General features: G+C 59.9%; 16 protein-coding genes. 7 read left to right on the top strand and 9 right to left on the bottom strand.

The window, feature by feature from the left end; translation table 11 throughout:
- Nucleotides 1–31 precede the first annotated feature (31 nt).
- From U6037_RS16950 to pepN, 3 genes are read left to right on the top strand one after another with little or no spacing between them, the layout of a single operon-like run.
- On the top strand, nt 32–292 hold the full coding sequence (locus U6037_RS16950; protein WP_007919229.1) for a YeaC family protein: 261 nt from the start codon (nt 32–34) through the stop codon (nt 290–292).
- Nucleotides 289–1119, top strand: coding sequence for a DUF2797 domain-containing protein (locus U6037_RS16945; RefSeq protein WP_038366003.1), 831 nt, complete (start codon nt 289–291; stop codon nt 1117–1119). Before U6037_RS16950 ends, U6037_RS16945 begins: the two co-directional genes overlap by 4 nt.
- Before the next feature lie 10 nt (nt 1120–1129).
- Nucleotides 1130–3787, top strand: a complete 2658-nt coding sequence (gene pepN / locus U6037_RS16940) for an aminopeptidase N (protein WP_322843833.1) — start codon at nt 1130–1132, stop codon at nt 3785–3787.
- A gap of 283 nt (nt 3788–4070) precedes the next feature.
- On the opposite strand, the gene katG is transcribed toward pepN, so the two are convergent.
- Nucleotides 4071–6341, bottom strand: coding sequence for a catalase/peroxidase HPI (gene katG / locus U6037_RS16935; protein WP_322843832.1), 2271 nt, complete (start codon nt 6339–6341; stop codon nt 4071–4073).
- A gap of 334 nt (nt 6342–6675) precedes the next feature.
- Between katG and U6037_RS16930 the strand changes: the two genes are divergently transcribed.
- Complete coding sequence (locus tag U6037_RS16930; RefSeq protein WP_322843831.1) at nt 6676–8712, top strand: TonB-dependent receptor; 2037 nt, start codon at nt 6676–6678, stop codon at nt 8710–8712.
- Nucleotides 8713–8815: 103 nt separating this feature from the next.
- Here U6037_RS16930 and U6037_RS16925 read toward each other — a convergent pair whose 3' ends face one another.
- Entirely contained in the window at nt 8816–11026 is a 2211-nt protein-coding gene (locus U6037_RS16925; RefSeq protein WP_322843830.1) for an LTA synthase family protein, read from the bottom strand.
- Nucleotides 11027–11433: 407 nt separating this feature from the next.
- On the opposite strand from U6037_RS16925, the gene U6037_RS16920 reads away from it, so the two are divergent.
- On the top strand, nt 11434–12450 hold the full coding sequence (locus U6037_RS16920; RefSeq protein ID WP_322843829.1) for an ABC transporter substrate-binding protein: 1017 nt from the start codon (nt 11434–11436) through the stop codon (nt 12448–12450).
- Nucleotides 12451–12483: 33 nt separating this feature from the next.
- Here U6037_RS16920 and U6037_RS16915 read toward each other — a convergent pair whose 3' ends face one another.
- From U6037_RS16915 to U6037_RS16905, 3 genes are all read right to left on the bottom strand, one after another.
- Nucleotides 12484–14025, bottom strand: coding sequence for an alkaline phosphatase D family protein (locus U6037_RS16915; protein WP_322843828.1), 1542 nt, complete (start codon nt 14023–14025; stop codon nt 12484–12486).
- Nucleotides 14026–14126: 101 nt separating this feature from the next.
- Complete coding sequence (locus tag U6037_RS16910; RefSeq protein WP_194933138.1) at nt 14127–14324, bottom strand: helix-turn-helix transcriptional regulator; 198 nt, start codon at nt 14322–14324, stop codon at nt 14127–14129.
- Complete coding sequence (locus tag U6037_RS16905; RefSeq protein WP_102899169.1) at nt 14321–14695, bottom strand: hypothetical protein; 375 nt, start codon at nt 14693–14695, stop codon at nt 14321–14323. The genes U6037_RS16910 and U6037_RS16905 overlap by 4 nt, the downstream gene beginning before the upstream one ends.
- A 234-nt stretch (nt 14696–14929) precedes the next feature.
- Here U6037_RS16905 and U6037_RS16900 point away from each other — a divergent pair, with 234 nt between their 5' ends.
- Nucleotides 14930–15427 carry a hypothetical protein gene (locus U6037_RS16900; RefSeq protein ID WP_322843827.1) on the top strand — a complete coding sequence of 166 codons (498 nt, stop codon included), beginning with the start codon at nt 14930–14932 and terminating at the stop codon, nt 15425–15427.
- A gap of 74 nt (nt 15428–15501) precedes the next feature.
- Here U6037_RS16900 and U6037_RS16895 read toward each other — a convergent pair whose 3' ends face one another.
- The 4 genes from U6037_RS16895 to U6037_RS16880 all read right to left on the bottom strand — a co-directional run bounded on the left by U6037_RS16895 (nt 15502) and on the right by U6037_RS16880 (nt 18966).
- Nucleotides 15502–15981 carry a copper chaperone PCu(A)C gene (locus tag U6037_RS16895; protein WP_277758208.1) on the bottom strand — a complete coding sequence of 160 codons (480 nt, stop codon included), beginning with the start codon at nt 15979–15981 and terminating at the stop codon, nt 15502–15504.
- Nucleotides 15981–16586, bottom strand: coding sequence for an SCO family protein (locus U6037_RS16890; protein WP_008079652.1), 606 nt, complete (start codon nt 16584–16586; stop codon nt 15981–15983). The genes U6037_RS16895 and U6037_RS16890 overlap by 1 nt, the downstream gene beginning before the upstream one ends.
- A 157-nt stretch (nt 16587–16743) precedes the next feature.
- Nucleotides 16744–18138, bottom strand: a complete 1395-nt coding sequence (locus U6037_RS16885) for an efflux transporter outer membrane subunit (RefSeq protein ID WP_322843826.1) — start codon at nt 18136–18138, stop codon at nt 16744–16746.
- A 33-nt stretch (nt 18139–18171) separates the two neighbouring features.
- Nucleotides 18172–18966: a helix-turn-helix transcriptional regulator gene (locus U6037_RS16880; protein WP_322843825.1), complete on the bottom strand. Its 795-nt coding sequence runs from the start codon at nt 18964–18966 to the stop codon at nt 18172–18174.
- A gap of 488 nt (nt 18967–19454) precedes the next feature.
- Here U6037_RS16880 and U6037_RS16875 point away from each other — a divergent pair, with 488 nt between their 5' ends.
- The gene (locus tag U6037_RS16875; RefSeq protein WP_322843824.1) at nt 19455–25865 is read left to right on the top strand and encodes a non-ribosomal peptide synthetase; all 6411 of its coding nucleotides are present in this window, start codon (nt 19455–19457) and stop codon (nt 25863–25865) included.
- The last annotated feature ends 188 nt before the right edge of the window (nt 25866–26053 follow it).

Here is a 26053-nt window from a genome sequence, read left to right as displayed (position 1 = left end):
TTTTTTGTAGATAAAGAGCACGGAGACCCTGATGTCCTCTTTTAACGACATGATCAACAACATTACCCCGGACATCTACGAGAGCCTGAAACTGGCCGTGGAAATCGGCAAGTGGTCCGACGGTGGCAAGCTCACCGCCGAGCAGCGCGAACTGTCGTTGCAGGCGATGATCGCCTGGGAAATCCAGAACCTGCCTGAAGACCAGCGCACCGGTTACATGGGCCCGCAGGAATGTGCATCGAAGTCGATCGAAGTGCCGAACATCCTGTTCAAGTCGGATGCCATCCATTGATCGAGATTGGCCGCGGTGCAATCAGCAAAATGTCGGCGCGCCTGGACGGGCCGAATGTGCAATACGCGTTTCGTCTGGATGACGTCGAGGTGCCGGTCAACCCGTTGATCGGCACTACGGTGCGTCTGGAATACCTCGGGGCGATCCACTGCACCCATTGCGGGCGCAAGACCAAAACCAGTTTCAGTCAGGGTTACTGCTATCCGTGCATGACCAAGCTGGCGCAGTGCGACCTGTGCATCATGAGCCCGGAGCGTTGCCACTATGACGCCGGCACCTGCCGCGATCCAGCGTGGGGCGAGCAGTTCTGCATGACCGATCACGTGGTTTACCTGTCCAATTCGTCGGGCATCAAGGTTGGCATCACTCGTGCTACGCAACTGCCGACTCGCTGGATCGATCAGGGTGCATGTCAGGCGTTACCGATCATGCGTGTTTCGACGCGGCAGCAATCGGGCTTCGTTGAAGATTTGTTCCGCAGCCAAGTGGCCGACAAAACCAACTGGCGCGCGTTGCTCAAGGGCGATGCGGTGGCGGTCGATCTGGCACAAGTGCGCGATCAACTGTTCGAGAGTTGCGCCGAAGGCCTGCAAGGCCTGCAAGAGCGATTCGGCCTGCAGGCGATTCAGACCATTGCCGACGTCGAACCGCTGGAAATCCGCTACCCGGTCGAGCAATACCCGGCCAAAATCGTCAGCTTCAACCTGGACAAGAACCCGATTGCCGAAGGCACGTTGTTGGGGATCAAGGGCCAGTACCTGATCTTCGATACCGGCGTGATCAATATTCGCAAGTACACGGCTTATCAGCTCGCCGTGCATCAATAAGGACTCCAGCATGCGCACCGAACAACCGAAGATGATTTACCTCAAGGACTATCAGGCGCCCGAGTACCTGATCGACGAAACACACCTGACCTTCGAGTTGTTCGAGGATCACAGCCTGGTGCACACGCAGTTGGTGATGCGCCGCAACCCGGCACGTGGCCCGGGCCTGCCGCCGCTGGTGCTCGACGGCCAGCAGCTGGAATTGCTGTCTGTGAGTCTGGCCGATCAGGCGCTGTCTGATGGCGAGTATCAACTGACGGAAAACCACCTGACCCTGCAGCCGGCCAGCGAAACCTTCACGCTCGACACCAGCGTCAGGATCCACCCGGAAACCAACACCGCACTGGAAGGCCTGTACAAATCCGGCACGATGTTCTGCACCCAGTGCGAGGCCGAAGGTTTCCGCAAGATCACTTACTACCTCGACCGCCCGGACGTGATGAGCAAGTTCACCACCACCGTGGTCGCCGAACAGCACAGCTACCCGGTGCTGCTCTCGAACGGCAACCCGATTGCCTCAGGCCCGGGCGAAGACGGCCGGCACTGGGCGACGTGGGAAGACCCGTTCATGAAACCGGCGTACCTGTTTGCGCTGGTGGCCGGTGACTTGTGGTGCGTCGAAGACACCTTTACCACCATGACCGACCGCAACGTCGCGCTGCGCATTTACGTCGAGCCGGAAAACATCGACAAGTGCCAGCACGCGATGACCAGCCTGAAGAAGTCGATGCGCTGGGACGAAGAGGTCTACGGTCGCGAGTACGATCTGGACATCTTCATGATCGTCGCCGTGAATGACTTCAACATGGGCGCGATGGAGAACAAGGGTCTCAACATCTTCAACTCCAGCGCCGTACTGGCCCGCGCCGAAACCGCTACCGATGCCGCCCACCAGCGCGTTGAAGCGATCGTCGCCCACGAATACTTCCACAACTGGTCGGGCAACCGCGTGACCTGCCGCGACTGGTTCCAGCTGTCGCTGAAGGAAGGCTTCACAGTGTTCCGTGATTCCGGCTTCTCCGCCGACATGAACTCGGCCACGGTCAAGCGGATTCAGGACGTGGCTTACCTGCGTACCCACCAGTTCGCCGAAGATGCCGGCCCGATGGCTCACGCTGTGCGCCCGGACAGCTTTATCGAAATCTCCAACTTCTACACCCTGACCGTGTACGAAAAGGGTTCGGAAGTGGTCGGCATGATCCACACCTTGCTCGGCGCCGAAGGCTTCCGTAAAGGCAGCGATCTGTACTTCGAGCGTCACGATGGTCAGGCAGTGACTTGCGATGACTTCATCAAGGCGATGGAAGATGCCAACGGCGTCGATCTGACCCAGTTCAAGCGCTGGTACTGCCAGGCCGGCACGCCACGTCTGGCGGTGAGCGAGTCTTACGACGCTGCCGCGAAAACCTACAGCCTGACCTTCCGCCAGAGCTGCCCGGAAACCCCGGACAAGGTTGAAAAACTGCCGTTCGTGATCCCGGTCGAACTCGGCCTGTTGGATAGCAAAGGCAACGAGATTGCTCTGCGTCTGAGCGGTGAAGCGACGGCACAAGGCACCACCCGCGTGATATCGGTGACCGAAGCCGAGCAGACTTTCACCTTCGTTGATATCGCTGAACAGCCGCTGCCATCGCTGCTGCGCGGCTTCTCGGCACCGGTGAAACTGAGCTTCCCGTACAACCGCGATCAACTGATGTTCCTGATGCAGCACGACAGCGACGGTTTCAACCGCTGGGATGCCGGTCAGCAACTGTCGGTGCAAGTGCTGCAAGAACTGATTGGCCAGCAGCAGAAGGGCGAGAGCCTGAAGCTTGATCCGCGTCTGGTCTCGGCACTGCGCACGGTGCTGTCGGATGAATCGCTGGATCAGGCGATGGTCGCCGAAATGCTTTCGTTGCCGGGTGAGGCGTACCTCACTGAAATCAGCGAAGTGGCGGATGTCGATGCGATTCATATCGCCCGTGAGTTCGCCCGTCAGCAACTGGCGGAAGGTCTGTTCGAAGCGCTGTGGCTGCGTTATCAGGCCAACCGTGACCTGTCGAAGCAAACTCCGTACGTGGCCGAAGCCGAACATTTCGCTCGTCGCGCGTTGCAGAACATTGCGCTGTCGTACCTGATGCTCAGCGGCAAGCCGGAAGTACTGGCGGCGGCGCTGGAGCAATTCGAAGCAGCCGACAACATGACCGAACGCCTGACGGCGCTGGCCGTGTTGGTGAACTCGCCATTTGAAGAGCAGAAAGCCTTGGCGCTGGCGAGTTTCGCCGAGCACTTCAAGGACAACCCGCTGGTTATGGATCAGTGGTTCAGCGTGCAGGCCGGCAGCACTTTGCCAGGCGGTCTGGAGCGGGTGAAAGCGCTGATGCAGCACCCGGCGTTCAACATCAAGAACCCGAACAAGGTGCGTGCACTGGTCGGCGCGTTTGCCGGGCAGAACCTGATCAACTTCCACGCGGCGGATGGCTCGGGTTATCGCTTCCTCGCGGATCTGGTGATTGAGTTGAACGGCTTCAACCCGCAGATCGCTTCGCGCCAACTGGCGCCGCTGACTCGCTGGCGTAAATACGACAGCGCCCGTCAGGCGTTGATGAAGGGCGAGCTGGAGCGGATTCGGGCGTCGGGGCAGTTGTCGAGTGACGTGTTTGAGGTGGTGAGCAAGAGCCTGGCTTGATGGTGGATTGGAGTCGGTGTTCCAGCTGTGGACTGGCCCTCACCCTAACCCTCTCCCAGTGGGAGAGGGGACTGACCGAGGTGTCTTTGCGCTATACGCCGACCTGAAAGTCCGGCGTCGAACTCAGGTTTTGAACGGCCCCCGATCTGCTCCCTTTCCCCCTCGCCCCCCTGGGGGAGAGGGCTGGGGTGAGGGGGTAAGATCCAGGCCTCACCACAAACTCCAAGCCGTACACATAAAAAAACGCCGCATTAATCAATGCGGCGTTTTTATCGACTAAAAGTTACTTCAGGTCGAAACGGTCCAGGTTGGTGACCTTCGTCCAAGCCGCGACAAAGTCCTTAACGAACTGCTCCTTCGCATCCGAACTGGCATACACCTCGGCCAACGCCCTCAACTGCGCATTGGAACCAAACACCAGATCCACCCGCGTCGCCGTCCACTTCACGTTGCCGGTTTTACGGTCGCGCCCCTCGAACTCATCCGCATCCCTTGAAGTCGGCTTCCACTCCACGCCCATGTCCAGCAGGTTGGTGAAGAAGTCATTGGTCAGCGCTTCAGTCTGGCTGGTGAAGACGCCATGCCGGGTTTGCCCGACGTTGGTGTTCAACACCCGCAGGCCACCCAGCAGCACAGTCATTTCCGGCGCGGTGAGGGTCAGCAACTGCGCCTTGTCGATCAGCAGTGCTTCGGCCGAAACGGTGTATTTGCCTTTGCTGTAGTTGCGGAAGCCATCGGCAATCGGCTCAAGGAAACCAAAGGAATCTACGTCGGTTTGCTCCTGGCTTGCATCCGCGCGGCCGGGCGTGAACGGCACCGAGACCGAATGGCCGGCGTTTTTCGCCGCTTGCTCGACCCCGGCATTGCCCGCCAACACGATCAGGTCTGCCAGCGAGACTTTCTTGCCAGCGCCGCCGTCATTGAACTCGTTCTGAATGCCCTCAAGGGTTTGCAGCACTTTGGCCAGTTGCTCAGGCTGGTTGGCCTGCCAGAATTTCTGCGGTGCCAGACGCAGACGACCGCCGTTGGCGCCGCCGCGCTTGTCCGAACCGCGGAACGTCGAGGCGGCTGCCCAAGCGGTCGAGACCAGTTGCGACACTGAAAGTCCTGACGCGAGGATTTTGCCTTTCAGCGCAGTAGCGTCGCCGTCGTCGATCAGCGGGTGAGCGACAGCGGGAATCGGATCCTGCCACAGCAGTTCTTCGCTCGGCAGTTCCGGGCCGAGATAGCGGGACAGCGGGCCCATGTCGCGGTGGATCAGTTTGTACCAGGCACGGGCGAAGGCGTCGGCCAATTGATCCGGGTTGGCGAGGAAGCGCCGCGAGATCTGCTCGTAAGCCGGGTCGAAACGCAGCGCCAGGTCGGAGGTGAGCATGGTCGGCGAGAGTTTTTTGCTCGGGTCATGGGCATGTGGAACGGTGCCGGCACCGGCGCCGTTTTTCGGAATCCACTGGTGCGCACCGGCCGGGCTTTTGCTCAGCTCCCACTCGAAGCCGAAGAGGTTTTCCAGATAGTTGTTGCTCCACTTTGTCGGCGTAGTGGTCCAGGTTACTTCGAGGCCGCTGGTGATGGTATCGCCACCCTTGCCGGTGCCGAACGCGTTGCGCCAGCCGAGGCCCTGTTCTTCGAGGCCGGCTGCTTCAGGTTCCGGCCCGACGTTATCGGCAGGGCCGGCGCCGTGGGTTTTCCCGAAGGCGTGACCGCCAGCGATCAACGCGACGGTTTCCTCGTCGTTCATGGCCATGCGGCCAAAGGTTTCGCGAATGTCGTGGGCCGAGGCCACTGGATCGGGATTGCCCTCAGGGCCTTCCGGGTTCACGTAAATCAGGCCCATCTGCACGGCGGCCAGCGGGTTTTCCAGATTGCGTTCGCCCTGATCGGTGCGGCTTTCTTCTTTGCCATGCAGATCCGGCTCGGCGACCAGCGTGCCGTCTCCGGGTTCCTGCATGGCTGACTTGTCTTTGCCGTAACGGCTGTCGCCGCCCAGCCACTCGTGCTCCGAGCCCCAATAAACATCTTCGTCCGGCTCCCACACATCGGGGCGGCCACCGGAGAAACCGAAGGTTTTGAAGCCCATGGACTCCAGCGCTACGTTCCCGGTGAGAACGATCAGGTCGGCCCAGGAAATATTGCGTCCATATTTCTGCTTGATCGGCCACAGAAGGCGGCGGGCCTTGTCGAGGCTGACGTTGTCCGGCCAGCTGTTCAGTGGTGCAAAGCGTTGTTGCCCGGAGCCGGCGCCACCACGGCCATCGGCGGTGCGATAAGTGCCAGCGCTGTGCCAGGCCATGCGGATGAAGAGGGGGCCGTAATGGCCAAAGTCGGCTGGCCACCAGTCCTGGGAGTCAGTCATCAATGCGGTGAGGTCTTGTTTCAGCGCCTGGAAATCCAGGCTCTTGAAGGCTTTGGCGTAGTCGAAATCCTTGCCCAGTGGGTCGGACTTTGGCGAATGCTGACTGAGGATTTTCAGGTTGAGTTGATCCGGCCACCAGTCACGGTTCGTCGTACCACCACCGGCGGCGTGGTTGAACGGGCATTTCGATTCGTTTGCCATGTTCGGGTCCTTATCAGGTCTGCTACGGCCGGCTCGTGCCGACTTCGGACTAGTAAGGCTAGACCCGACTTGGAGAGTCAGCTAATAGGCCGACTATTGGAGGCTGATAGGTAAAGTCTTTCAGTGTTTTTCGGAGCTCTCCACCGATGAGTAGATAGCGTCTGCTTGCTGGAAACACGCGTTGTTGAGCCTCTGCAAAAAAACAAAAGTGAAAATCGGGGTGACAGGAAGAAATGTTATTGTATAACATTAAATTCGTTTCATTCTGTTTCTGTCTGCGTTATCTACAAACGCTGGCAGCGATCTTCACTTTTCAGCGCATGGAAATTCTGCAATGCCTGCCCGTTCCCACCTCCTGCAACGACGCCTGAATCCGTTGGCCGCCGCGCTGCTTTTTGCTGCGCCGGTGTTCGCCGCCGACACCCTCGAACTGCAACCGCAAGTCATCACTGGCAATCCGCTCGGCAGCCAGACACTCGCTTCGCCATCGACGGTGCTCAGCGGCGACGACCTCACGTTTCAACAGAAGGGCAGCCTCGGTGAGACCCTGAACAAGCAACCCGGTGTGTCCTCGTCGTACTTCGGCCCGGGGGCGAGCCGGCCGATCATTCGCGGCCAGGACGGTGACCGCATCCGCATCTTGCGCAACGGTGTCGGCGCACTGGATGCCTCGTCGCTGTCTTACGACCACGCAGTGCCGCTGGACCCGGTCAACGTCGAGCGCGTTGAAATCGTTCGTGGTCCGGCGGCGCTGTTGTACGGCGGCAGTGCCATTGGCGGGGTGGTCAACACCTTCGATAACCGCATTCCGACCGAGGCTATCGACGGTATCCATGGCGCTGGTGAGTTGCGCTACGGTGGTGCCGATACTACGCGCAGCAGTGCCGGCAAGCTTGAGGCCGGTAACGGTGAGTTCGCATTGCACCTGGACGCCAGCGCCCGTGAATTCAATGATCTGAAAATCCCCGGTTACGCGAAAACCAGCCGAGAACGCGCAAACGACGACGGCGACTCGAAAAAGCATCGTCTGGGCAACAGTGATGGTCGGCAGGATGGCGGCGCGGTCGGCGGGTCGTACACCTGGGATGACGGTTATGCCGGTCTGTCCTACAGCAACTACGACTCCAACTATGGTTCGCCCGCAGAACAAGACGTGCGCATCCGCATGCAACAGGAGCACTACGCCTTCGCCTCGGAGATCCGCAATCTCGACGGGCCGTTCAGTTCGATCAAACTGGATGCCGGTTACACCGATTACGAGCATCGCGAAATCGAAGGCGGCGAGGTTGGCACGACGTTCAAGAACAAAGGTTACGAGGCGCGGGTCGAGGCGCGGCATCAGCCATTAGGGCCGTTCAATGGCGTGATCGGTGCGCAGGTCAGCCGCAACGAGTTTTCGGCACTGGGTGAAGAGGCGTTCGTGCCGCAGACCGATACCGATGCCGCTGCGTTGTTCGTTCTGGAGGAGTTGCAAGCCACCGACCGACTGCTGTTCACCCTCGGCGGACGCCTGGAGCACACTACGGTCGATCCGGATGCGAAGGGTAATGAGCGCTTCGCCGGCGCCGACCGCTCCAGCAGCTTTACCGCCGGCAGTCTTTCCTCCGGTGCGGTGTACACCCTGACGCCGATCTGGTCGGTGGCCGCGACGCTGGGCTACACCGAGCGCGCACCGACGTTCTATGAGCTTTACGCAAACGGTGCCCACGTCGCGACCGGCACCTATGAAGTCGGCGATGCCGGGCTGTCGAAGGAAAAAGCCGTGTCCAGCGACCTGGCATTGCGTTTTGACAACGGCACGCACAAGGGCAGTGTGGGGGTGTTCTACAGCCACTTCTCCAATTACATCGGCTTGCTCGGCACGGGCCGAACGCTGAATGACGAGGGCGAAGAGGACGCTGACGGTATTCCTGAATACACCTATTCCGGCGTGCGGGCGCGCTTCAGCGGCATTGAAGCGCAGGATCACTGGAAGCTTGGCGAAAGCGCTTACGGCAAATTTGCCCTGGAAGTGTCTGGCGATTACACCCGAGCGAAGAACCTCGACACCGGCGAAGACTTGCCACGCATCGCACCGCTGCGGCTCAACACCGGGCTGCTGTGGAAACTGGACAAGTGGCAGGCACGCATCGATATCGAACACGCCAGTTCACAACATCGCGTGCCGGATAACGAAAGCAGCACCGACGGCTACACGACACTGGGCGCCAATGTGGGCTATCACTTCGATGTCGGCCAGAGCCAATGGCTGGCCTTCGTCAATGCCGAGAACCTGACCAATCAAACCGTGCGTTACGCCAGTTCGATCCTGCGCGACATTGCGCCGGCGGAAGGGCGCAGCATTCAGGTCGGGTTGCGCACGACGTTCTGATAAACACTCATTCCCACTGCAGGAACTGCCGCAGGCTGCGATCTTTTGATCCCCATTTTAAAAGCAAAGATCGCGGCCTGCGGCAGCTCCTGCACGGAACCCATCAGGTGGATTGGGCGGTGTCGTCATCCGGCACGTCGTCAAGAATGTCCTCCTGCCCCGGCAACTCAGTGATCACACTGAAGTCCGTCACTTCAACCGCGCCCAGCCCATACCCCAGCAAATGGAAAGAAAACGCTTTGCGCTCTTGCGGGTTGTCGAAGCTGAAGTTCATTTCCAGTGGCTGGTCGGCGGTTGCGACCATCTCCTGCGGCAAGCCGATCTGCACGTCCTGTTCAAACTCCTTGGCCTTGAGCTGAATGTACGCCGCCTGTTGCGGGTCGACTGAACGTACGGTCAGGCGCACGCGAGTGTGCGAGCCTTTGGGCATTTCCAGGTATTGCGCGCCGATCAGGTTGTCGGCCCAGTCATCCTTGATCTGCGCTTGCAGCGGGATGACGTTGGTGCTGCCGAATTGATAGCGATGATTGAGCGGTGTGCGCAGCAGCGACAGGTCGAGGGCGTTGGCGCGGGCCGCGATCTGCCGGGCCGGGTGACCGCTGTAGTTGCCTTTGTACGTGGCAGTTTCGGCGATGAAACCGGCGCTTTCGTAGTAACGGCAGCGGCGCGGCATGTCGCACTCGGAGAAGATCCCCTGACCGTTGTGATAGCGCAGTTTGCCGTTGGTGAACGACATGATTTCGCGGCCGCTGTCGTAGTCGCGAAACAGCGAACGTCCGCTCAGCGCGGAAGGCACCGGCAAGTCGAAGTAGTCGAGGATCGAGGTGCTCAGATCGACGTGGCCATACACGCCTTTGTTCAGCCGTGGCAGTTGTTCATGCTCCGGCGCCAGGGTCAGATTGAAGCCCCACGACGAGGCCAGTCGCACGCCATCGATGCCGTGGGATTCGTCGGAAGTGATCACCACCAGCGTATCTTTCAGAACGCCCTGGCGCTCGAGGCCGCCGAGGAACTGTTCCAACGCATCGTCGAGATAACCGACGGCGGCTTGTTTCGGCGTTTCGTAGCGCTCCAGATATTCCTCGGGCGCGGAGTAGGGCTGATGGGTGCCGACGGTCAGCAATGTCAGCATCCAGGGCTTTTTCTGCTTTTTCAGTTGGCCGACATAATCCAGCGCGCCTTCGAAAAACGCCTTGTCATCCTTGCCCCACGGGAATTCCAGATAGTTGCTATTGCTGAACCACTCCAGACCATGGGTCGCATCAAAACCGATGTGCGGCATGATCTTGTCTTTGGCCATGAAGCGCAGGCCGGCACCTTGCAGATAGTGCGTGCTGAAGCCGTGCTCCCGCAGTTGCGCCGGCAGGCAGGCCTGATTGCGCTCGTTGAGAGTGAGCATCTCCACGCCTTTGGGCGTGCCGTTGTTGAGTTTGTCGTAGTCACCGCAAAGCATGGCGTACAGACCGCGAATGGTCTGGTGCGTATGCAGCACGTAATCCGGGGTGTTCATGCCGCGCTCGGCCCAGCGGCTGAGGTTGGGCATCAGGTCTTCCTGATAATGGCTGCCGATGGCCTCGCGGTTGGCGCGGATGTAGGCACCGGGAATGCCTTCCAGGGCGATGACCAGTACGTTGCGCGCTTGACCCGGTGCAGCCAGCAGTTTCTGCCCGTTGAGGTCGACGTCGGTGAGCCCGGCCATGGCCGGCGCGGGTTCTTCGACATCACCGTCCAGCCATTCCTCGCCCCGAATCTGCAGATCGGCGACCTCGGTCGCCAGCAACTGGTGCGGCAGATTGTACTGGCGCCACGGGTCTGCTTCGCTCGGCCACAGGTTTTGCGCACCCCAGTGTGCGGCGAACAGTACCAGCGGTGCGGCCCAGATTGCGCGGGGCAGGGGCGGACGCGGCATGCCACGGCCGGCAAATTGAGTCAGCAGCCAAAACAGCAGGGCCAGCAGCAAGGTGATGCCCAATGCCGGATGCGCCAGCCCGCCACCGGTGGAGTTCTCGACGAACTGCGGATCGATCAGGTAATGAATATCCGAAGGTGTCGGCAGACGCCCAACCGCGCTGACCAGTTCAGCGGTCGCCACGGCCAGCAAGCCCCAGAACAGCAGCACCGGCAAGGCCAGCCACCAGGCCCGACGATGCAGCAAAACCACCAGCAGACTGCCGATGGCCAGATCCGACACATAGCCCAGCGGTGTCGACCAGCCCAGTGCTGCACGCAGGCACACCGGCACAATCAACACGAGAAAAATCAGCGAAAAGAGGCGGGCATACGGCTGCCGCAACCGGTTAAAAAGAGCGCTCACAAAAAAGACCTTCCAGCCATTAAAACGTCATAAAAGTGTGGGCGATGATACCAAGGGTAGGCTGTCTGATCGCCCTTTTAAACGCACAGCTGATGCGCTGGTGCGCGGGCTCTCGAAGGTGATGGCGCGTCTGCAGCCCTGACCGGCCCTTGGGTTGCACGGCAATCGGCGATATGGCCAGCGCCGGATTTATTGTTTCAGGCTGTTTAAGCCGCCAGACCATCACCGTTATCCAATGTGGGAGCTGCGCAACGCTGCGATCTTTTTAAACCTCAGAATCAAAAGCGAGCAGCCTCATTTCGCTCAACAACCCGTGCTATCGATATGCGATAAAGATATTTAATTTCTGTTTTTTATATCTATAAAGTCAGGCCTTTCAGCAAACCACCCCATGCTGCGAGGTTGTCATGGCCACACCGTTCAAACGTTCCGCACTGACTTTATTGGCCGCTTCCCTAGCCGCGACTGGGTTGTTCAGTACCGTCGTTCACGCCGAAGGCAAGATCAGCATCGCGCAGCAATTCGGCATCGGCTACCTGATTCTCGACGTGGTGCGCGACCAGAATCTCATCGAAAAACACGGCAAGGAGCAGGGCCTCGACATCAAGGTCGACTGGAACAGCATTTCCGGGGCCACGGCGATGAACGAGGCGCTGCTGACCGGTTCGCTCGATGTGGTTTCGGCGGGCGTGCCGCCGATGCTCACCGTGTGGGATCGCACCAAAGGCAAACAGAACGTCAAAGCCATCGCCGCGCTCGGTTCGATGCCCAACTATTTGCTGACCAACAACCCGAACATCAAGACACTCAAGGACTTTAGCGACAAGGACCGGATCGCCGTGCCGGCGGCCGGCGTGGGTTTCCAGTCACGCACCTTGCAGATCGAAACCGCCAAGGAATTCGGCGACGCCCAGTACAAGAAATTCGACGATATTTCGGTGAGCCTGCCGCACCCCGATGCGACGGCCGCGCTGATTGCCGGCGGCTCGGAAATCAACTCGCATTTCTCCAGCCCGCCGTTCCAGTACCAGGCCCTGCAGAACCCCAACGTGCACAAAGTGCTGAGTTCTTACGACGTGCTTGGCGGGCAGGCAACGTTCAACGTGCTCTACACCACGGAAAAATTCCACGACGAAAACCCGAAAACCTACAAGGCGTTCTACGACGCGTTGGCCGAGGCCGAGAAGATCATCAAGGCTGACAAACCGGCAGCGGCTCAGGCGTACATTCGTGTCGAGCAGTCGAAGTTGCCGCTGGCCTTGGTCGAGCAAATCGTCAACGACCCGGAAATCGACTTCACCGTGGTGCCGCAGCGTACGTTTATCTATGCCGAGAAGTTGCAGGAGCTGGGCGTGCTGAAGAACAAAGCGGGGAGCTGGAAGGATTATTTCTTTGAAGAGGCACATGGTGGGGCCGGTAGCTGAAGGCTCCGGCCCGGTAACGGGAACTTTCGGGACTCAACCTGCGGGCTCGATGAGTCGCGTGATGGCGTGGTCGTGCCCCTCGACGTGCCATTTCACCCACAACCGATTGCGTCCGTCGGAGCTTTTATCTGGCTCGATGGACAGCCAGTTACGACTGGCAATCAGGCAATTTCCGTCGTAGCCAATGGCTTGCATTTCGGCAGTCAGGTCAGTGTCGATCTTTTCCCGGGTACCGGTGATTGTTTCCAGGCTTCTGATCGTCAGCACAGGCAGAGGAGGATGGACGATGCCGGTTGAAATCAACTGATGGATGACTTCTGTACCATTGTCGATATGTCGGGGGTTGGTCGAACGAATGACGCTAGCGGCAGCCACGTGCACATCCCCGGAGACAATGGTGACTTTGCACTTCGCCAACTTGGCGAAATCGAGCAATCCATTGATCAGTTGCTTGCGTTCGTTTTTGTGCGGCTGGTGGCGCCAGTGGTCGCGGAAATCATCCTCTGGCCCGATCTCTCCCGGAATCCATCCGATCAGGGCCTCAAGCAGCGCCAGGTTGACGAACGATACCGGAACGCTGGAGATGAACAGCAAGTGTGAAGGTTTGCTGACCGTCAGGCTTTTGATCCAGGTAAACATCTGCGAGATGCTTTTTTGCGACATGATTTGCGTGGGCTGTTTGAGCTGGCCGTTTCTGCCCTTGATGTCGGGCGCACGTTCAGACCTCAGGTCGGGAACGACAATGGCGAGGCCACCGAGTCCTTCAAAAGCGAAGGTATGCCCTTGGCGGGTAATCGCACCCGGACGACTCTCGGTTTCCTCGACCTGTAATTGGTAGAGACGAAAGTAATAGCTGGCAATGCGGAACAGCCCTTGGTGTACGGGACTTTCATGCAAGGCCTGGGGATAGGAACCCCAACCGTCGATGATGTCGTGATCGTCCCACATCATCAGGGTCGGAACGCAGCTGAGCATGTTCAGGATCTGAGGTCTGGCCCAGTATCGCGGGTAAACACTGGCGAAAAACTCGTCTGCCTGAACCTCCATTTCTTCAGTCCACAGAGTGTCATCGCGATTCCAGGAGAACTGTTTGTACCAGTCATTCAAGGGGCCTTGAGTCTGTAACAGTTCATCGCTGTAAATCTGATCGCCTCCCATGATCAACAGATGGTACTCGGCTTGTTTGTGGGTCTGCGCGAGATGACTCCAGCGTTCGGCATAGCGATCTGCCAGTGAATTCAGGTATTTGACGTCCGACACACCGTTGCACGAGGTGTAAGCGATGCGGGGAGCCTGATCCAGAGGCGGAACGTGAAATGAACCGGACACACCGCCCAAGTCGTAGTCGATCTTCAGCTGCGTTTTACTTTGCTGGATCTGCATGTCCAGTCGCCAGACGGCCATGCGCGGTTTGATCAAAGGAATCCGGGCAATCCGTTTGATCGTCGGATTGTGTGCCTGCGCGACCTGCGTGGTGGGTTCCGGCGCGTTGAGGTCTTGCACCAGCAGGGCAGATACACAGTATTTCTGATTCTGAATACCGCGAAAGCTCAAAACCGGGCCAAAGGGACTCATGTTGTCGTCCTCGCTGACAATTGAAAAACGGATGCCACGCAATGCCGTGGTGTCACCGAGCGTAGTCCGTTTTTGCAGGTAGCGAGGAAGCGAGGGGAGCGTTAGTTCATGCCATCATCAAAAATGCTTTCGATTGATAGCTCGAACGCCCGGGCAATCTGAAAGGCCAACGGCAGGCTCGGGTCGTAGCGTTCGTTTTCAATCGCGTTGATGGTCTGGCGCGACACGTTCAGGCGTTCCGCCAGATCGACCTGCGACCATTTGCGCTCGGCGCGCAATTCCTTGAGGCGGTTTTTCATTGGTAGCGGCGTCGCGCAATTTGCAGGCCGACAATCCACATCAGCCCCATCACCGGCCACACACACGTCCACGGAATGTGCGGAGCGCCGACGTTTTCCAGAAAACCGTAGCTGAAGGTCAACAATGCCGAGGCGGCGAAGGCAAACCCCAATGCTTCGAACTGGATGCGCAAATGCATTTCGTCCATGCGCCGCATATTGCGCACAATGGCCCAGCACATCAGTCCCGCCGGAATGATCGGCGTCAGTGCGACGGCCGAGCGCAGCACGATGGGGGCGTCCATCAGGTATTGCGAGGCAATCAATGAGGCTGTCAGGACCAGCATGTAGATGATTAATGCTGCGCCCAATTCGAGGTAGTACCGGTTCATTTTTCACTTCCTATGTAAAAGACCCTTTACATGGTCGCTGAAGATTTGTCCGATGTAAAGCACGCTTTCCATCATGGCTGGTAGTCTCGAACAGACTCATGCCGGAGGATTTTCGCCTAGGTCTGCCGCTAAGGGGCACGCTTTCTGGACAGCGTAATAACCACTCAGTAGCATTCGACTCCAACGGATTATCCCTTCGCACGTCGTCCGACGTGGAACGCTCAAGGAATCGACATGCGCGACACCCCCATTGACCAAAAACGAACGGTCGTGACCCAGGTCAACGGCGAGATTCACTACGAAGCCCAGATCAGTTTCAGCTCCACGTCGGTCGTCGATGGCGAAATTCGGGTGCATCGTGCTGAAGGTAATCAGCTAGACATTCCGGTGGCCGGGGCGGATTTCGCTTGGCGCATTGATCTGGATGGGGTGCACAGAGTACCGGTGTCGCAGGCAGCGGTTGAACCGGAGGAACCGCTGCCTGTCGATGACAGTTTGAAGTTGTTCACCTCGAAAACCGTGTGGATCACACTGGCGCTGTGGTTCTTCGTCAGTTCGGTGTTCGGTTGGCTGGGGATTGTGGCGGCAGGCGGATATCTCGGTTACCAGTGGCGTCAGGTGGAAAAACGCAAGGAACAGTTGGCCAAGGCAACCGTCGTTGAAACCGTGACCCGTTCCGCCTCGGGGATGTCACGAGAAAGCGTGCGCAGGGCTTTGGCCCGCAAGCGTTAGTGCATACCCAAAACAAAAAAGGGGCGGCCTGATCATCGATCAGGCCGCCCCTTTTTTATTGCCGCTTAGTCAGATCAGTGCATTTTGCTGTGATCGTGACCTTCCATGTTGGTCAGCGCGCGCACCGGCGCTTTGACCTCGATGGTTTCTTTCTCGCCCTTGGCGTTTTCCACGGTCAGGGTCAGCGGCACTGTTTCGCCTTCTTTCAGTTGACCGGTCAGGCCCATCAGCATCACATGGTAGCCGTTCGGATCAAGCTTGACCGCTTTGCCGGCCGGCAGCTCGACGAACTTCACCGGGCCCATGCTCATGACGTCGTTCTTCATGGTCATTTCGTGGATCTGCACGTCTTTGGCCACTGGCGTCGCGACGCTGAGCAACTTGCTGTCGCTGTCGGCGGTGAGGGTCATGAACGCGCCGCTGGCGGACTGGGTCGGCACGGTGGCACGCACCCAGGCGTCGTCGACTTTGGTCTGCGCGGAGACCTGGAACGCCAGGCCCAGCAGAGACAGACCGATGACAGCGCGTTTGATGTGGTTCAGAACAGGTTGCATCAGCAAACCTCCATAACAGTAAGCAAATCTTCAGTACATTGTTCTGCCGAAAGCGAGGTGGACAGCCCCAGGCGCAAGCCGCCATTAGAGTCGTAAACGTAACTGGTGGCAGTGTGCGAGATGGTATAGGTGTCGCCGGCCGGGACTTTCTCGTAGAACACGTCGAATTCCTTGGCGGTGGCCGCGGTTTCCTCAAGTGTGCCGTACAGCGCAACGAAGGTCGGGTCGAAGGCTTTCATGTAAGCGTCGAGGATTTCTGGCGTATCGCGCTCGGGATCGAGGCTGATGAAGATCACCTGCAAACGGTCGCCATCGGCGCCCATCAGCTTCTTGATTTTTGCCGCGCGGGCGAGGGTGGTCGGGCACACAGCCGGGCACTGGGTGAAGCCGAAGAAGACCATCGGCATCATGCCGCGAAAGCTCGACAGCGTCATGGTTTCGCCGTCGGTGTTCTTCAGTTTGAAGGTGCGCCCCATGATCTTGTTACTCAGATCCTTGCCGTACTTGTACGACAGTTGGCCGCGGGTGTCACAGCCGGCGAGCAGGCCTAGCCCGAGCACGCCCATTCCCGCAAGCACCTTGCGGCGAGTCAACAAAGCCGTCATCTAATACCGCCTTTTGCAGCCCGTCAGTCAGCAGGACTGGCGGGGGGTTAACCGTAAAAGCGGCGCATGATACCAAACTGAGGGCAGAGGCCGGCCACGGATCGCCGCACGGCGCAGGATCGAGCGACAAAAGGTGTAAGAAAAAGTGACGACGGACTCACTGCACCTGCGAATACTCAACGCTCCAGCCGCCGCCCAGCGCGGTGTACAGATTGACCTCGGCGACCAGTTGCGCGAGACGATCGGTGATCAGACCCTGTTGCGAACTGAACAGTGATCGCTGCGCATCGAGGAACGTCAGGCTGCTGTCGACACCGTTCTGATAACGGTTATGCGCCAGGTTGTAATAGGTCTGCGTGGCCTGGACCAGATCGCGTTGCGCCTGCAATTGTTGCTGATAGGTGCTGCGTGCGGCGAGGCCGTCGGCGACTTCCTGAAACGCGGTCTGGATCGATTTTTCGTATTCAGCCACCGCTACGTCTTTCTGCAACTTCGAATAATCGAGGCTCGCGCGCAGGCTGCCGGCGTTGAAAATCGGCAGGTTGATCTGCGGCTGAAAGGTCCACGCGCCCGAGCCGGCGCCGAACAATCCGGACAGGTCACGACTGGAGGTGCCGGCATTCGCCGTCAGGCTGACGCTGGGGAAAAACGCTGCCCGCGCCGCGCCGATGTTGGCATTGGCGGCTTTGAGTTTGTATTCGGCCTGGAGAATGTCCGGGCGCCGTTGCAGCAGATCCGAAGGCAGCCCGGCGGGCAGTTGTTGCACCAGATCGCTGGCCAGCGGACGCGCCGGCAGAGAGTCCGGCACCGGCGCGCCGACCAGCAGGGTCAAGCTGTTCAAGTCCTGCGCGACCTGCCGCTGATAGCGCGCCAGATTGGCCCGTGAACTGTCGACGCTGGTCTGCGCCTGCGCCTGTTCCAACGCTGAAGACTTGCCGGCCTCGCGGTTACGCGTGGTCAGGTGCAGGCTCTGAACGTCGGCGGCGAGGGTATCGCGGGTCAGTTCCAGCAGCTCCTGATCGGCGCGCCAGGTCAGGTAGGCATTGGCGACGTTGGCCACCAGACTCAACTGCGCACTGCGCCGCGCCTGTTCGGTGGCCAGCCAGGTTTGCAACGCCTGTTCGCTGAGGCTGCGTACGCGACCGAAGAAGTCCAGTTCATAGGCGCTGATGCCAAGATTGACCGAGTACGACGAATTGATCAGCGCTTTGCCTTGGGTCACGCTTGGTGGCATGCGCTGGCGCAACTCATTGGCATTGGTCGACACCGCCGGCAGGAGGTCGGCGCGCTGAATGCGGTATTGCGCCTGAAAGGCTTCGACGTTGAGAGCCGCCACGCGCAGATCGCGGTTGTTGACCAGTGCGCTTTCGATCAACTGTTGCAGCGCCGGATCAGTGAACAGCGTGCGCCAGTCCTCGCTACTCGTTGCCGCTTGCGTCGCTGTCGGATACTGCGCGGCACTAGGTGAAACGGGCCGCTGATACTCGGGAATCAATGAACAGCCGCCCATCAGCATCGCCATGGACAGCAGGGAAAGTCGCAACGTCAACATCAAACTGCCTCATGCATATAAAGAGCGTTGTGCTCAGGCCCCGGCCATCCATTTCGCCAGACCATGCCGACCACTGACCCCGAGTTTGGCCGTGGCGCGTTTCAGGTACGTCTCGATCGAGCTGTTTTTGACTCGTAGCTGTTCGGCCATTTGCGGCACGGTGCCGCCGGTCAACAAACCCAGGCAGACCTCTTTCTCACGCACCGACAGGGCGATGTCGCTTAACGCCAGCCGCTCATCGAACACCTGCGCCAGTGGCGCCTGATCCAGCTCGGCCAACGGCTGGCGCGGTTGCCGGGCGAGGATTTGCCGGCTGATCTGCGCGTGGCGTTCGATCAGCGGCAGCAAGGTGTCCGACAGGCGCTTGAGAAACGACAACTCCGGCAGGGAAAACACCCGTTGTGTATGAGGTCGGTAAAACGAAATCACGCAACGGCGGTTCGACGTGCGCGAGACCAGATTGCATTGATGGGCGCTGTGTTGCGGATGGCGAGGCTGCAGCGAGGCTCGCAGCTGAATCAGCAGCGAGTCGTTCATCTCGATCATTTTCTGCAACAACGGATGATCGTCGGGACTCTCCAGCGGGTCGGGCGGGGCACACGTCTGCGTCAGACCGGCGCTGCCCAACGGTTTGATATCGACCACGCTGGCCTGTCGCTCATCCAGCGTCCACTCGCTGAGATCTACCCGGTTGACCGGCACCAGTGTGTCGACCAACTGGAACATGTTCGTGGCGAAATGATCATCGCCGGTACTGGCAATCAGTTCACCGAGTTGCCAATAGAAATGCGGGTTTTCCATATTGCGAATACTGCCGGTCAGATTCATATCCTTGTCATCCCTGGTTCAGAACCCTCACTGAATCGTCTGCCGTTTATGCAAAAACCGCCCACGCCGTCCTTTCTCCTTGAACATGATCCGGAGCGGGATTTAAGCCTATGGATTTGTCCTACGTCTGTAGGGGAAAACAGGGACACAAAGTGCCACTATTTCTGAATGTTGGCGCCGGGGTTCTGACGCCGCTGAACACAGGCGTACCGACTTGGGTGACTGTTCAGTCACACTCAAGCCCCGGAAACCCGGGCGATGGTCATTTCTGATCGGCAACGCTCGAGCAAATGGCGGCGCTGCTATGTGGTTTTTTTCCTACAAGCTTTTCAGTATTTCCTCTCCGAACTTTTGGACGTTGCCTGCGATAACCGCGCCAGCAGCACCAGGCAGGCGCCTGCGAGCGTAGTGATTGTCCGGGTTTCAGGTGTCATGTCAGCGTCAGGGTCGATGTTTGAATACCGGCAAAATCACATGAGAAGGATCTTATGCAGCCTACTTCTGCCAACGTGGCGGACGATCTGTCCGTGCCTGTCGAGACATTCGCGCTGACTGCCGCTCAACGGGATATCTGGCTGGACCAACTGAGCCGCGGAGATTCGCCGCTGTATAACATTGGCGGTTATGTCGAACTGACCGGGCCGCTGGATCCGGCATTGCTGCGAACGGCGCTTGAATCTCTGGTGGAAGCGAATGATGCCTTGCGCATTGTTCTGTTATCGGACGTTGGTCATGACGGGCTGCCGTTGCAAGGGTTTGCCCAGGCGTTGCCGGTGGCCATGCCGCTGCTTGATGTCAGCGGGCAGCCCGATCCACAGTCGGCGGCCAGGGCGTTGGTCGAAGCGCAGATGGCGCAGGCCTTTGGGCTGAGCGGGCAAGCGTTGTTCCGCTGCAGTCTGATTCGCCTCGATCGCGATCGCCACTGGTTGGCGGCGCAGGCCCACCACTTGATTATCGATGGCTGGGCTTTTGCTCTGCTGTTCAAGTCGCTGGGCGACATCTACAGCGCGTTGTGCCGTGGCGAGCGCCCGAGTGGGGCGGCACCGTCCTATGTCGACTTCATCGAGGATGACGCGCGCTACCAGCAGTCACCGCGCTATGAGCTTGATCAACGCTACTGGCTGAACAAGTACCGCAGCCTGCCCGAACCCTTGTTGACTGCCCGCCATCGCGAATCCCTCGACGTTGAAACCGCCCCCAGTCGCATCCACGTCGAGGCTTTTCCAACCGTGCTGCACGAGCGCATGAAGGACTGCGCGCGGCAATGGGGTGGTTCGGCCTTTCACGTCTTGCTGGCGGCGCTGCATGTGTATTTCAGTCGCACTGCCCAACGTGACGAGTGGGTGGTCGGGTTGCCGATTCTCAATCGCTCCGGTGCCCGTTTCAAAAGCACTCTTGGGTTATTCACCCAGGTCAGTGCAATGCGCATGGGCTTTGGCCGGGCACTGTCATTTGGTGAGTTGATCAAAGCAATCGGCGATGGCCTCAAGCAGGATTTTCGCCATCAGCGCTACCCGCTGAGCGAGATGAACCGCGCGCTGGGCCTGTTGCGCGAAGACCGTTCGCAGCTGTTCGAACTGTCGGTGTCCTACGAGCAGGACGACCATGAATATCGCTACGGGGAGGCGTTGGGACACTCAGTCAAGGTCTCCAACCAGCACGAGGCGACACCGCTGGCCATTCACCTGCGCAGCAACCGGTACAACGACAAGGCCTGGTTGCATCTGGTGTACTCGCCGGCCTGTTTCACGGCTGATGAGATAGCGTCGTTCACCGAGCGCTTGTTGCTGATTCTGGAGCAAGGCCTGGAGTCTCCTGAGCGGATCGTCGCCGATTTCAACCTGAACAGCCTGGCAGAACTCGCCCGGTTGAATGAGTGGAATGACACCCGAGTCAGCTATCCGCAAAACCGGACAATTCATCAACGCTTCGAGTCGCGCGTGGCCGAACAGCCGGACGCCGTGGTCGCGACTTATCAGGGGCGGTCGCTGAGCTACGCCGAACTGAACCGGCAAGCCAATGCGCTGGCCCATCATCTGCTGGGCCTCGGCGTACGGCCGGATGACCAGGTAGCGATTGTTGCCCGCAGAGGCCTCGATACATTGGTCGGGCTGCTGGCGATTCTCAAGGCTGGCGCCGCTTATGTGCCGATTGACCCGGCGCATCCGCCCGAGCGCCTGAGCTATTTGCTCAGTGACAGTGCTCCAGTGGCGTTGCTGAGCCAAAGCGATCTGCGTGAGCGTTTGCCCGCCACAGCGCTGCCGGTGATCGAGCTCGATCGGCGCGAGTGGTCGCTCGACAACTTAGTCGATCCCGACGTGCCGGGGTTGACCACGAACAACCTCGCTTATGTGATTTACACCTCCGGCTCCACCGGATTGCCCAAAGGCGTGATGGTCGAGCACCGCACACTCGGCAATCTGGTCGACTGGCACTGCGCGGCATTCGGTCTCGGCCCCGGCCAGCACACTTCGAGCCTCGCCGGCTTCGGTTTCGACGCGATGGCGTGGGAGGTCTGGCCGGCGCTGTGTGCCGGGGCAACGCTGCACTTGTCGCCCGCAAGCGAAGGCAACGAAGACATCGACGCACTGCTCGACTGGTGGCGGGCACAGCCGCTGGACGTCAGCTTCCTGCCAACGCCGATTGCCGAATACGCTTTCAGCAAACAACTCGACCATCCGACCTTGCGCACCTTGCTGATCGGCGGCGATCGTCTGCGCCAGTTGAAACGTGCGCAGTCTTTTGCGGTGGTCAACAACTACGGCCCGACCGAAGCCACGGTGGTGGCGACCTCGGGGCTGATCACCCCGGGGCAGCCGTTGCACATCGGCAAACCGGTGAGCAATGCCACGGCTTACCTGCTCGATGATCAGCAGCGCCCGGTGCCGATTGGCGTCATTGGCGAACTGTATGTCGGCGGCGCCGGGGTTGCCCGGGGTTATCTGAATCGCCCGGAATTGACCGCCGAACGCTTCCTCGACGACCCGTTCATTGCGCAGCCGGATGCGCGCATGTACCGCACCGGCGACCTCGCACGCTGGCGCGCCGACGGCAACCTTGAGTACATCGGTCGTAACGATGATCAGGTGAAGGTGCGCGGTGTGCGTGTCGAACTGGGCGAAATCGAAGCGGCGCTCAGCAGTCATGACGCGGTACAGGAAGCCGTGGTGCTGGTGCGCGACGGTCAGCTGTTGGCATGGTTCACCGAGCATGAGGCGCTGGATATCCTGCAACTGCACGCGCATTTGACCTCGCGCTTGCCGTCCGCCCTGTTGCCGGCGGCTTACGTGCGCTTGGCGACGTTGCCACTGACGGCCAACGGCAAACTCGATCGCCTGGCCTTGCCAGCACCGGGACCGGAGGCGTTGATCCGTCGCGCGTACGAGGCGCCACAAGGTGACGTCGAAATCGCTTTGGCACAGATCTGGGCCGAAGTCCTGCAGGTCGAACGGGTAGGGCGTCACGACCATTTCTTTGAACTGGGCGGCCATTCATTGTTGGCGGTCGGGCTGATCGAGCGCATGCGTCAGATCGGTATGAGCAGCGATGTGCGGGTGCTGTTCAGCCAACCGACACTGGCCGCGCTGGCAGCGGCGGAGGGCAGTGGCCGCGAAGTCGAGGTGCCGGCCAACCGCATTCCTGCCGATTGCACGCACATCACGCCTGAGCTGCTGCCACTGGTGCAACTGGATCAGGCGATGATCGAGCGTATCGTCGCAACCGTGCCAGGCGGTGCCGCCAATGTGCAGGACATCTACCCGTTGGCGCCGTTGCAGGAAGGCATTCTCTATCACCACATCACCGCCGCGCAGGGCGATCCGTATCTGCTGCAATCACTGCTGGCGTTCGACAGCATCGAGCGGGTCGAGGCCTTCGCCGCTGCGTTGCGTCAGGTCATGGCACGCCACGACATCCTGCGCACGGCCGTGGTCTGGGAAGGGCTGACGTCACCAGTGCAGGTGGTGTGGCGCGAGGGAATTCTGCCGGTGCAAGAGGTTGAACTTGATCCAGCCCACGGCGCGATCATCGATCAGTTGCACGCGCGCTTCGATGCTCGGCGCTATCGTCTGGATGTCAGTCAGGCGCCGCTGCTGCGCCTGATGTATGCCCGTGATCCGGCGCACAACCGAGTGGTCGGCATTTTGCTGTTCCACCATCTGGCAATGGATCACATTGCGCTGGAGGCGATGCGCGAAGAAATTCACGCCAGCCTGTCCGGGCACTCGGAGACGCTGGCGCCGCCAGTACCGTATCGCAACTACGTGGCGCAGACGCGACTGGGCGTGAGTGAACAGGAGCACGAAGCGTTCTTTCGCCAGATGCTCGCCGACATCGACGAGCCGACCTTGCCGTTCGCTTTGCAGAACGTCCAGGGCGATGGCAGCAACATCGAAGAAGCCGAGCAAACCCTGGCCAGCGAACTCTATCAGCGCTTGCAGCAGCAGGCGCGTCTGGCTGGCGTCAGCGTCGCCAGCCTGATCCACCTCGCCTGGGCGCAAGTGTTGGCGGCAACATCCGGGCAGCAAAGCGTGGTGTTCGGCACGGTGCTGATGGGGCGCATGCAGGGCGGCGCAGGGGCCGACCGGGCGCTGGGCGTATTCATCAATACCTTGCCGCTGCGGGTCGATGTCGGTGAAGGCGCGCGTACGGCGGTGAAATCCACCCATGCGCGCCTGACCGCTTTGCTCGCCCATGAACATGCCTCTTTGGCGCTGGCCCAGCGTTGCAGTGGCGTTGCCGCGCCAGCGCCGCTGTTCAGTGCCTTGCTCAACTACCGGCACAGCGATGACGTCGAGCAAAAGAACTCCCGGCAAACCTGGCAGGGCATCGAAACGCTGGCCAACGAGGAACGCACCAATTACCCGTTTACCCTGAGTGTCGATGACCTCGGCACGGGCTTGCGTCTGACCACCAGAACCCTGTCGAGCATCGGCGCGCAACGGATTTGCAGTTATGTGCAGTCGGCGCTGAACGGTTTGGTCGAGGCACTGGAGAACACGCCGCAGCGGCCGCTGAACAGCCTGCCGTTGTTACCGCAGGAAGAACGGCAACGGCTGCTGATCGAGTTCAACGATACGGCGGTCGATTGCCCGATGGACCAGCCACTGCAGGCGCTGTTCGAACAACAGGTGCAGCGCAAACCGAATGCCATCGCCGTGCAATTCGCCGATCAGCGCCTGACCTATCGCCAGCTCAACGAGCAGGCCAACCGCCTGGCTCATCATCTGCGCGAGCTCGGCGTGCAGCCGGATTCGCGGGTCGCGATCTGCGTCCAGCGCGGGCCGGAACTGGTGATCGGTCTGCTGGGCATTCTCAAGGCTGGCGGTGCTTATGTGCCGCTCGATCCGGATTATCCGCTGCAACGGCTCAACTACATGTTGCAGGACAGCGCACCGGTCGCGCTGCTGGTGCATGGGGCCACGCGTGATCTGCTCGGCGAACCCGGCGTGCCGCTGATCGATCTCGACCTCGGTGCCTGGCAGGACCAGCCCCTCGACAATCCGCAGGTGCCGGGCCTCGGCGCGGCGAATCTGGCCTATATGATCTACACCTCCGGCTCCACCGGTACACCGAAGGGCGTGATGATCGAACACCGCAGCGCTTGCAACATGGTGCATTGGGGCTCGCAACTGGCTCCGCCGACTGAACACGGCGCGTTGCTGCAAAAGGCCCCGTACAGTTTCGACAGTTCGGTGTGGGAGATTTTCTGGCCACTGTGCTCAGGCATGCGTTTGGTGCTGGCGCGGGCCGACGGCAATCGCGATTCGGCGTATGTCACGCAAGTGATCCGCGAGCAGAACATTACCGTGGTCAAGTTCGTCCCGGCGCTGTTGCAGCAGTTCATCGAACAGGACGACGTCAGCCAGTGCACCAGCCTCACCGACGTGCTCAACGGTGGCGGCGAGTTGACCGTTGCGCTGACCCGGCAAGTGCGTGAGCGCCTGCCGTGGGTGCGCCTGCACAACGTCTATGGACCGACCGAAACCACCGTCGACAGCAGCGGCTGGACCCTGGAACCCGGTGAACCGCTGCCGCAGACGCAGGTGCCGATCGGCAAGGCGCTGAGCAACACGCGGCTGTATGTGCTCGATGCCGGCGATCAACCGGTGCCGGTTGGCGTCAGCGGGCATTTGCACATTGGCGGGGTGGGCGTGGCGCGGGGCTATTTGGGGCTGCCGCAGTTGCAGGCCGAACGCTTTATCGACAGCCCGTTCGTGGCCGGTGACCGCTTATATCGCACTGGGGATCTGGTGCGTTACGGCGCTGACGGCAATCTCGAGTTTCTCGGTCGCAATGACTTTCAGGTCAAGCTGCGCGGGGTGCGTCTTGAGCTGGGCGAGATTGAAGCGCGCCTGCTGGAACATCCGGCGATCCGCGAGGCGGTGGTGCTGGTGCGCGATGAGCGGCTGGTGGCTTATTACACCCTGCGTGCCGAGCTGACTGCGCCGACGCTTGAAGCATTGCGAGCGCATGTGTTGGCGCAGTTGCCGGAGTTCATGGTGCCTGGCGCCTACGTGATGTTGGTGGCGTTGCCCTTGACGCCCAACGACAAAATCGATCGCAAGGCATTGCCGGAACCGGGGGCGGAAGCGCTGCTCAGTCGGCCTTATGCGGCACCTGAAGGCGACGTGGAAATTGCCTTGGCGCAGATCTGGGCTCAGGTGCTCAAGGTCGAGCAGGTCGGGCGCGACGACAACTTCTTCGAACTGGGCGGGCATTCGTTGCTGGCGGTCAGTCTGGTCGCGCGCATGCGTCTGGCCGGCCTGCATGTCGATGCGCGGACGTTGTTCAGCCAGCCGACGCTGTCCGCGCTGGCGGCACAGACCTCGCGGCAGGCGAAACAGGTCGAGGTCGCCCAGACCACCATCCCGAGCCTCAACCGCAAACGCCGGCTCTGACGGCGACCACAATCCCTGTAGGAGTGAGCCTGCTCGCGATTGCGGTGGGTCAGTCACGAACATATCGCCTGAACTGACGCTTTCGCGAGCAGGCTCACTCCTACAGGGGGCCGGTTGTGTGGCCCATATCCGATATGGCTTGTCCCCGCTTCCCATGTCAGACACCCACGCCCCGATGTTTTAGTTTT

Source organism: Pseudomonas sp. B33.4 (assembly GCF_034555375.1).
Classification (GTDB): domain Bacteria; phylum Pseudomonadota; class Gammaproteobacteria; order Pseudomonadales; family Pseudomonadaceae; genus Aquipseudomonas.
The sequence above is the reverse complement of the archived record's forward strand: the minus strand, read 5'-3'. Positions and strand labels throughout refer to the sequence as shown.

Excerpts from the sequence above, each read along its gene's own strand:
- U6037_RS16915 (WP_322843828.1), bottom strand. The coding sequence starts at position 14,025 with ATGAGTCCCTTTGGCCCGGTTTTGAGCTTTCGCGGTATTCAGAATCAG.
- U6037_RS16920 (WP_322843829.1), top strand. The coding sequence starts at position 11,434 with ATGGCCACACCGTTCAAACGTTCCGCACTGACTTTATTGGCCGCTTCC.
- U6037_RS16905 (WP_102899169.1), bottom strand. The coding sequence starts at position 14,695 with ATGAACCGGTACTACCTCGAATTGGGCGCAGCATTAATCATCTACATG.
- katG (WP_322843832.1), bottom strand. The coding sequence starts at position 6,341 with ATGGCAAACGAATCGAAATGCCCGTTCAACCACGCCGCCGGTGGTGGT.
- U6037_RS16900 (WP_322843827.1), top strand. The coding sequence starts at position 14,930 with ATGCGCGACACCCCCATTGACCAAAAACGAACGGTCGTGACCCAGGTC.
- U6037_RS16895 (WP_277758208.1), bottom strand. The coding sequence starts at position 15,981 with ATGCAACCTGTTCTGAACCACATCAAACGCGCTGTCATCGGTCTGTCT.
- U6037_RS16930 (WP_322843831.1), top strand. The coding sequence starts at position 6,676 with ATGCCTGCCCGTTCCCACCTCCTGCAACGACGCCTGAATCCGTTGGCC.
- U6037_RS16950 (WP_007919229.1), top strand. The coding sequence starts at position 32 with ATGTCCTCTTTTAACGACATGATCAACAACATTACCCCGGACATCTAC.
- U6037_RS16875 (WP_322843824.1), top strand. The coding sequence starts at position 19,455 with ATGCAGCCTACTTCTGCCAACGTGGCGGACGATCTGTCCGTGCCTGTC.
- U6037_RS16890 (WP_008079652.1), bottom strand. The coding sequence starts at position 16,586 with ATGACGGCTTTGTTGACTCGCCGCAAGGTGCTTGCGGGAATGGGCGTG.
- pepN (WP_322843833.1), top strand. The coding sequence starts at position 1,130 with ATGCGCACCGAACAACCGAAGATGATTTACCTCAAGGACTATCAGGCG.
- U6037_RS16880 (WP_322843825.1), bottom strand. The coding sequence starts at position 18,966 with ATGAATCTGACCGGCAGTATTCGCAATATGGAAAACCCGCATTTCTAT.
- U6037_RS16885 (WP_322843826.1), bottom strand. The coding sequence starts at position 18,138 with ATGTTGACGTTGCGACTTTCCCTGCTGTCCATGGCGATGCTGATGGGC.
- U6037_RS16910 (WP_194933138.1), bottom strand. The coding sequence starts at position 14,324 with ATGAAAAACCGCCTCAAGGAATTGCGCGCCGAGCGCAAATGGTCGCAG.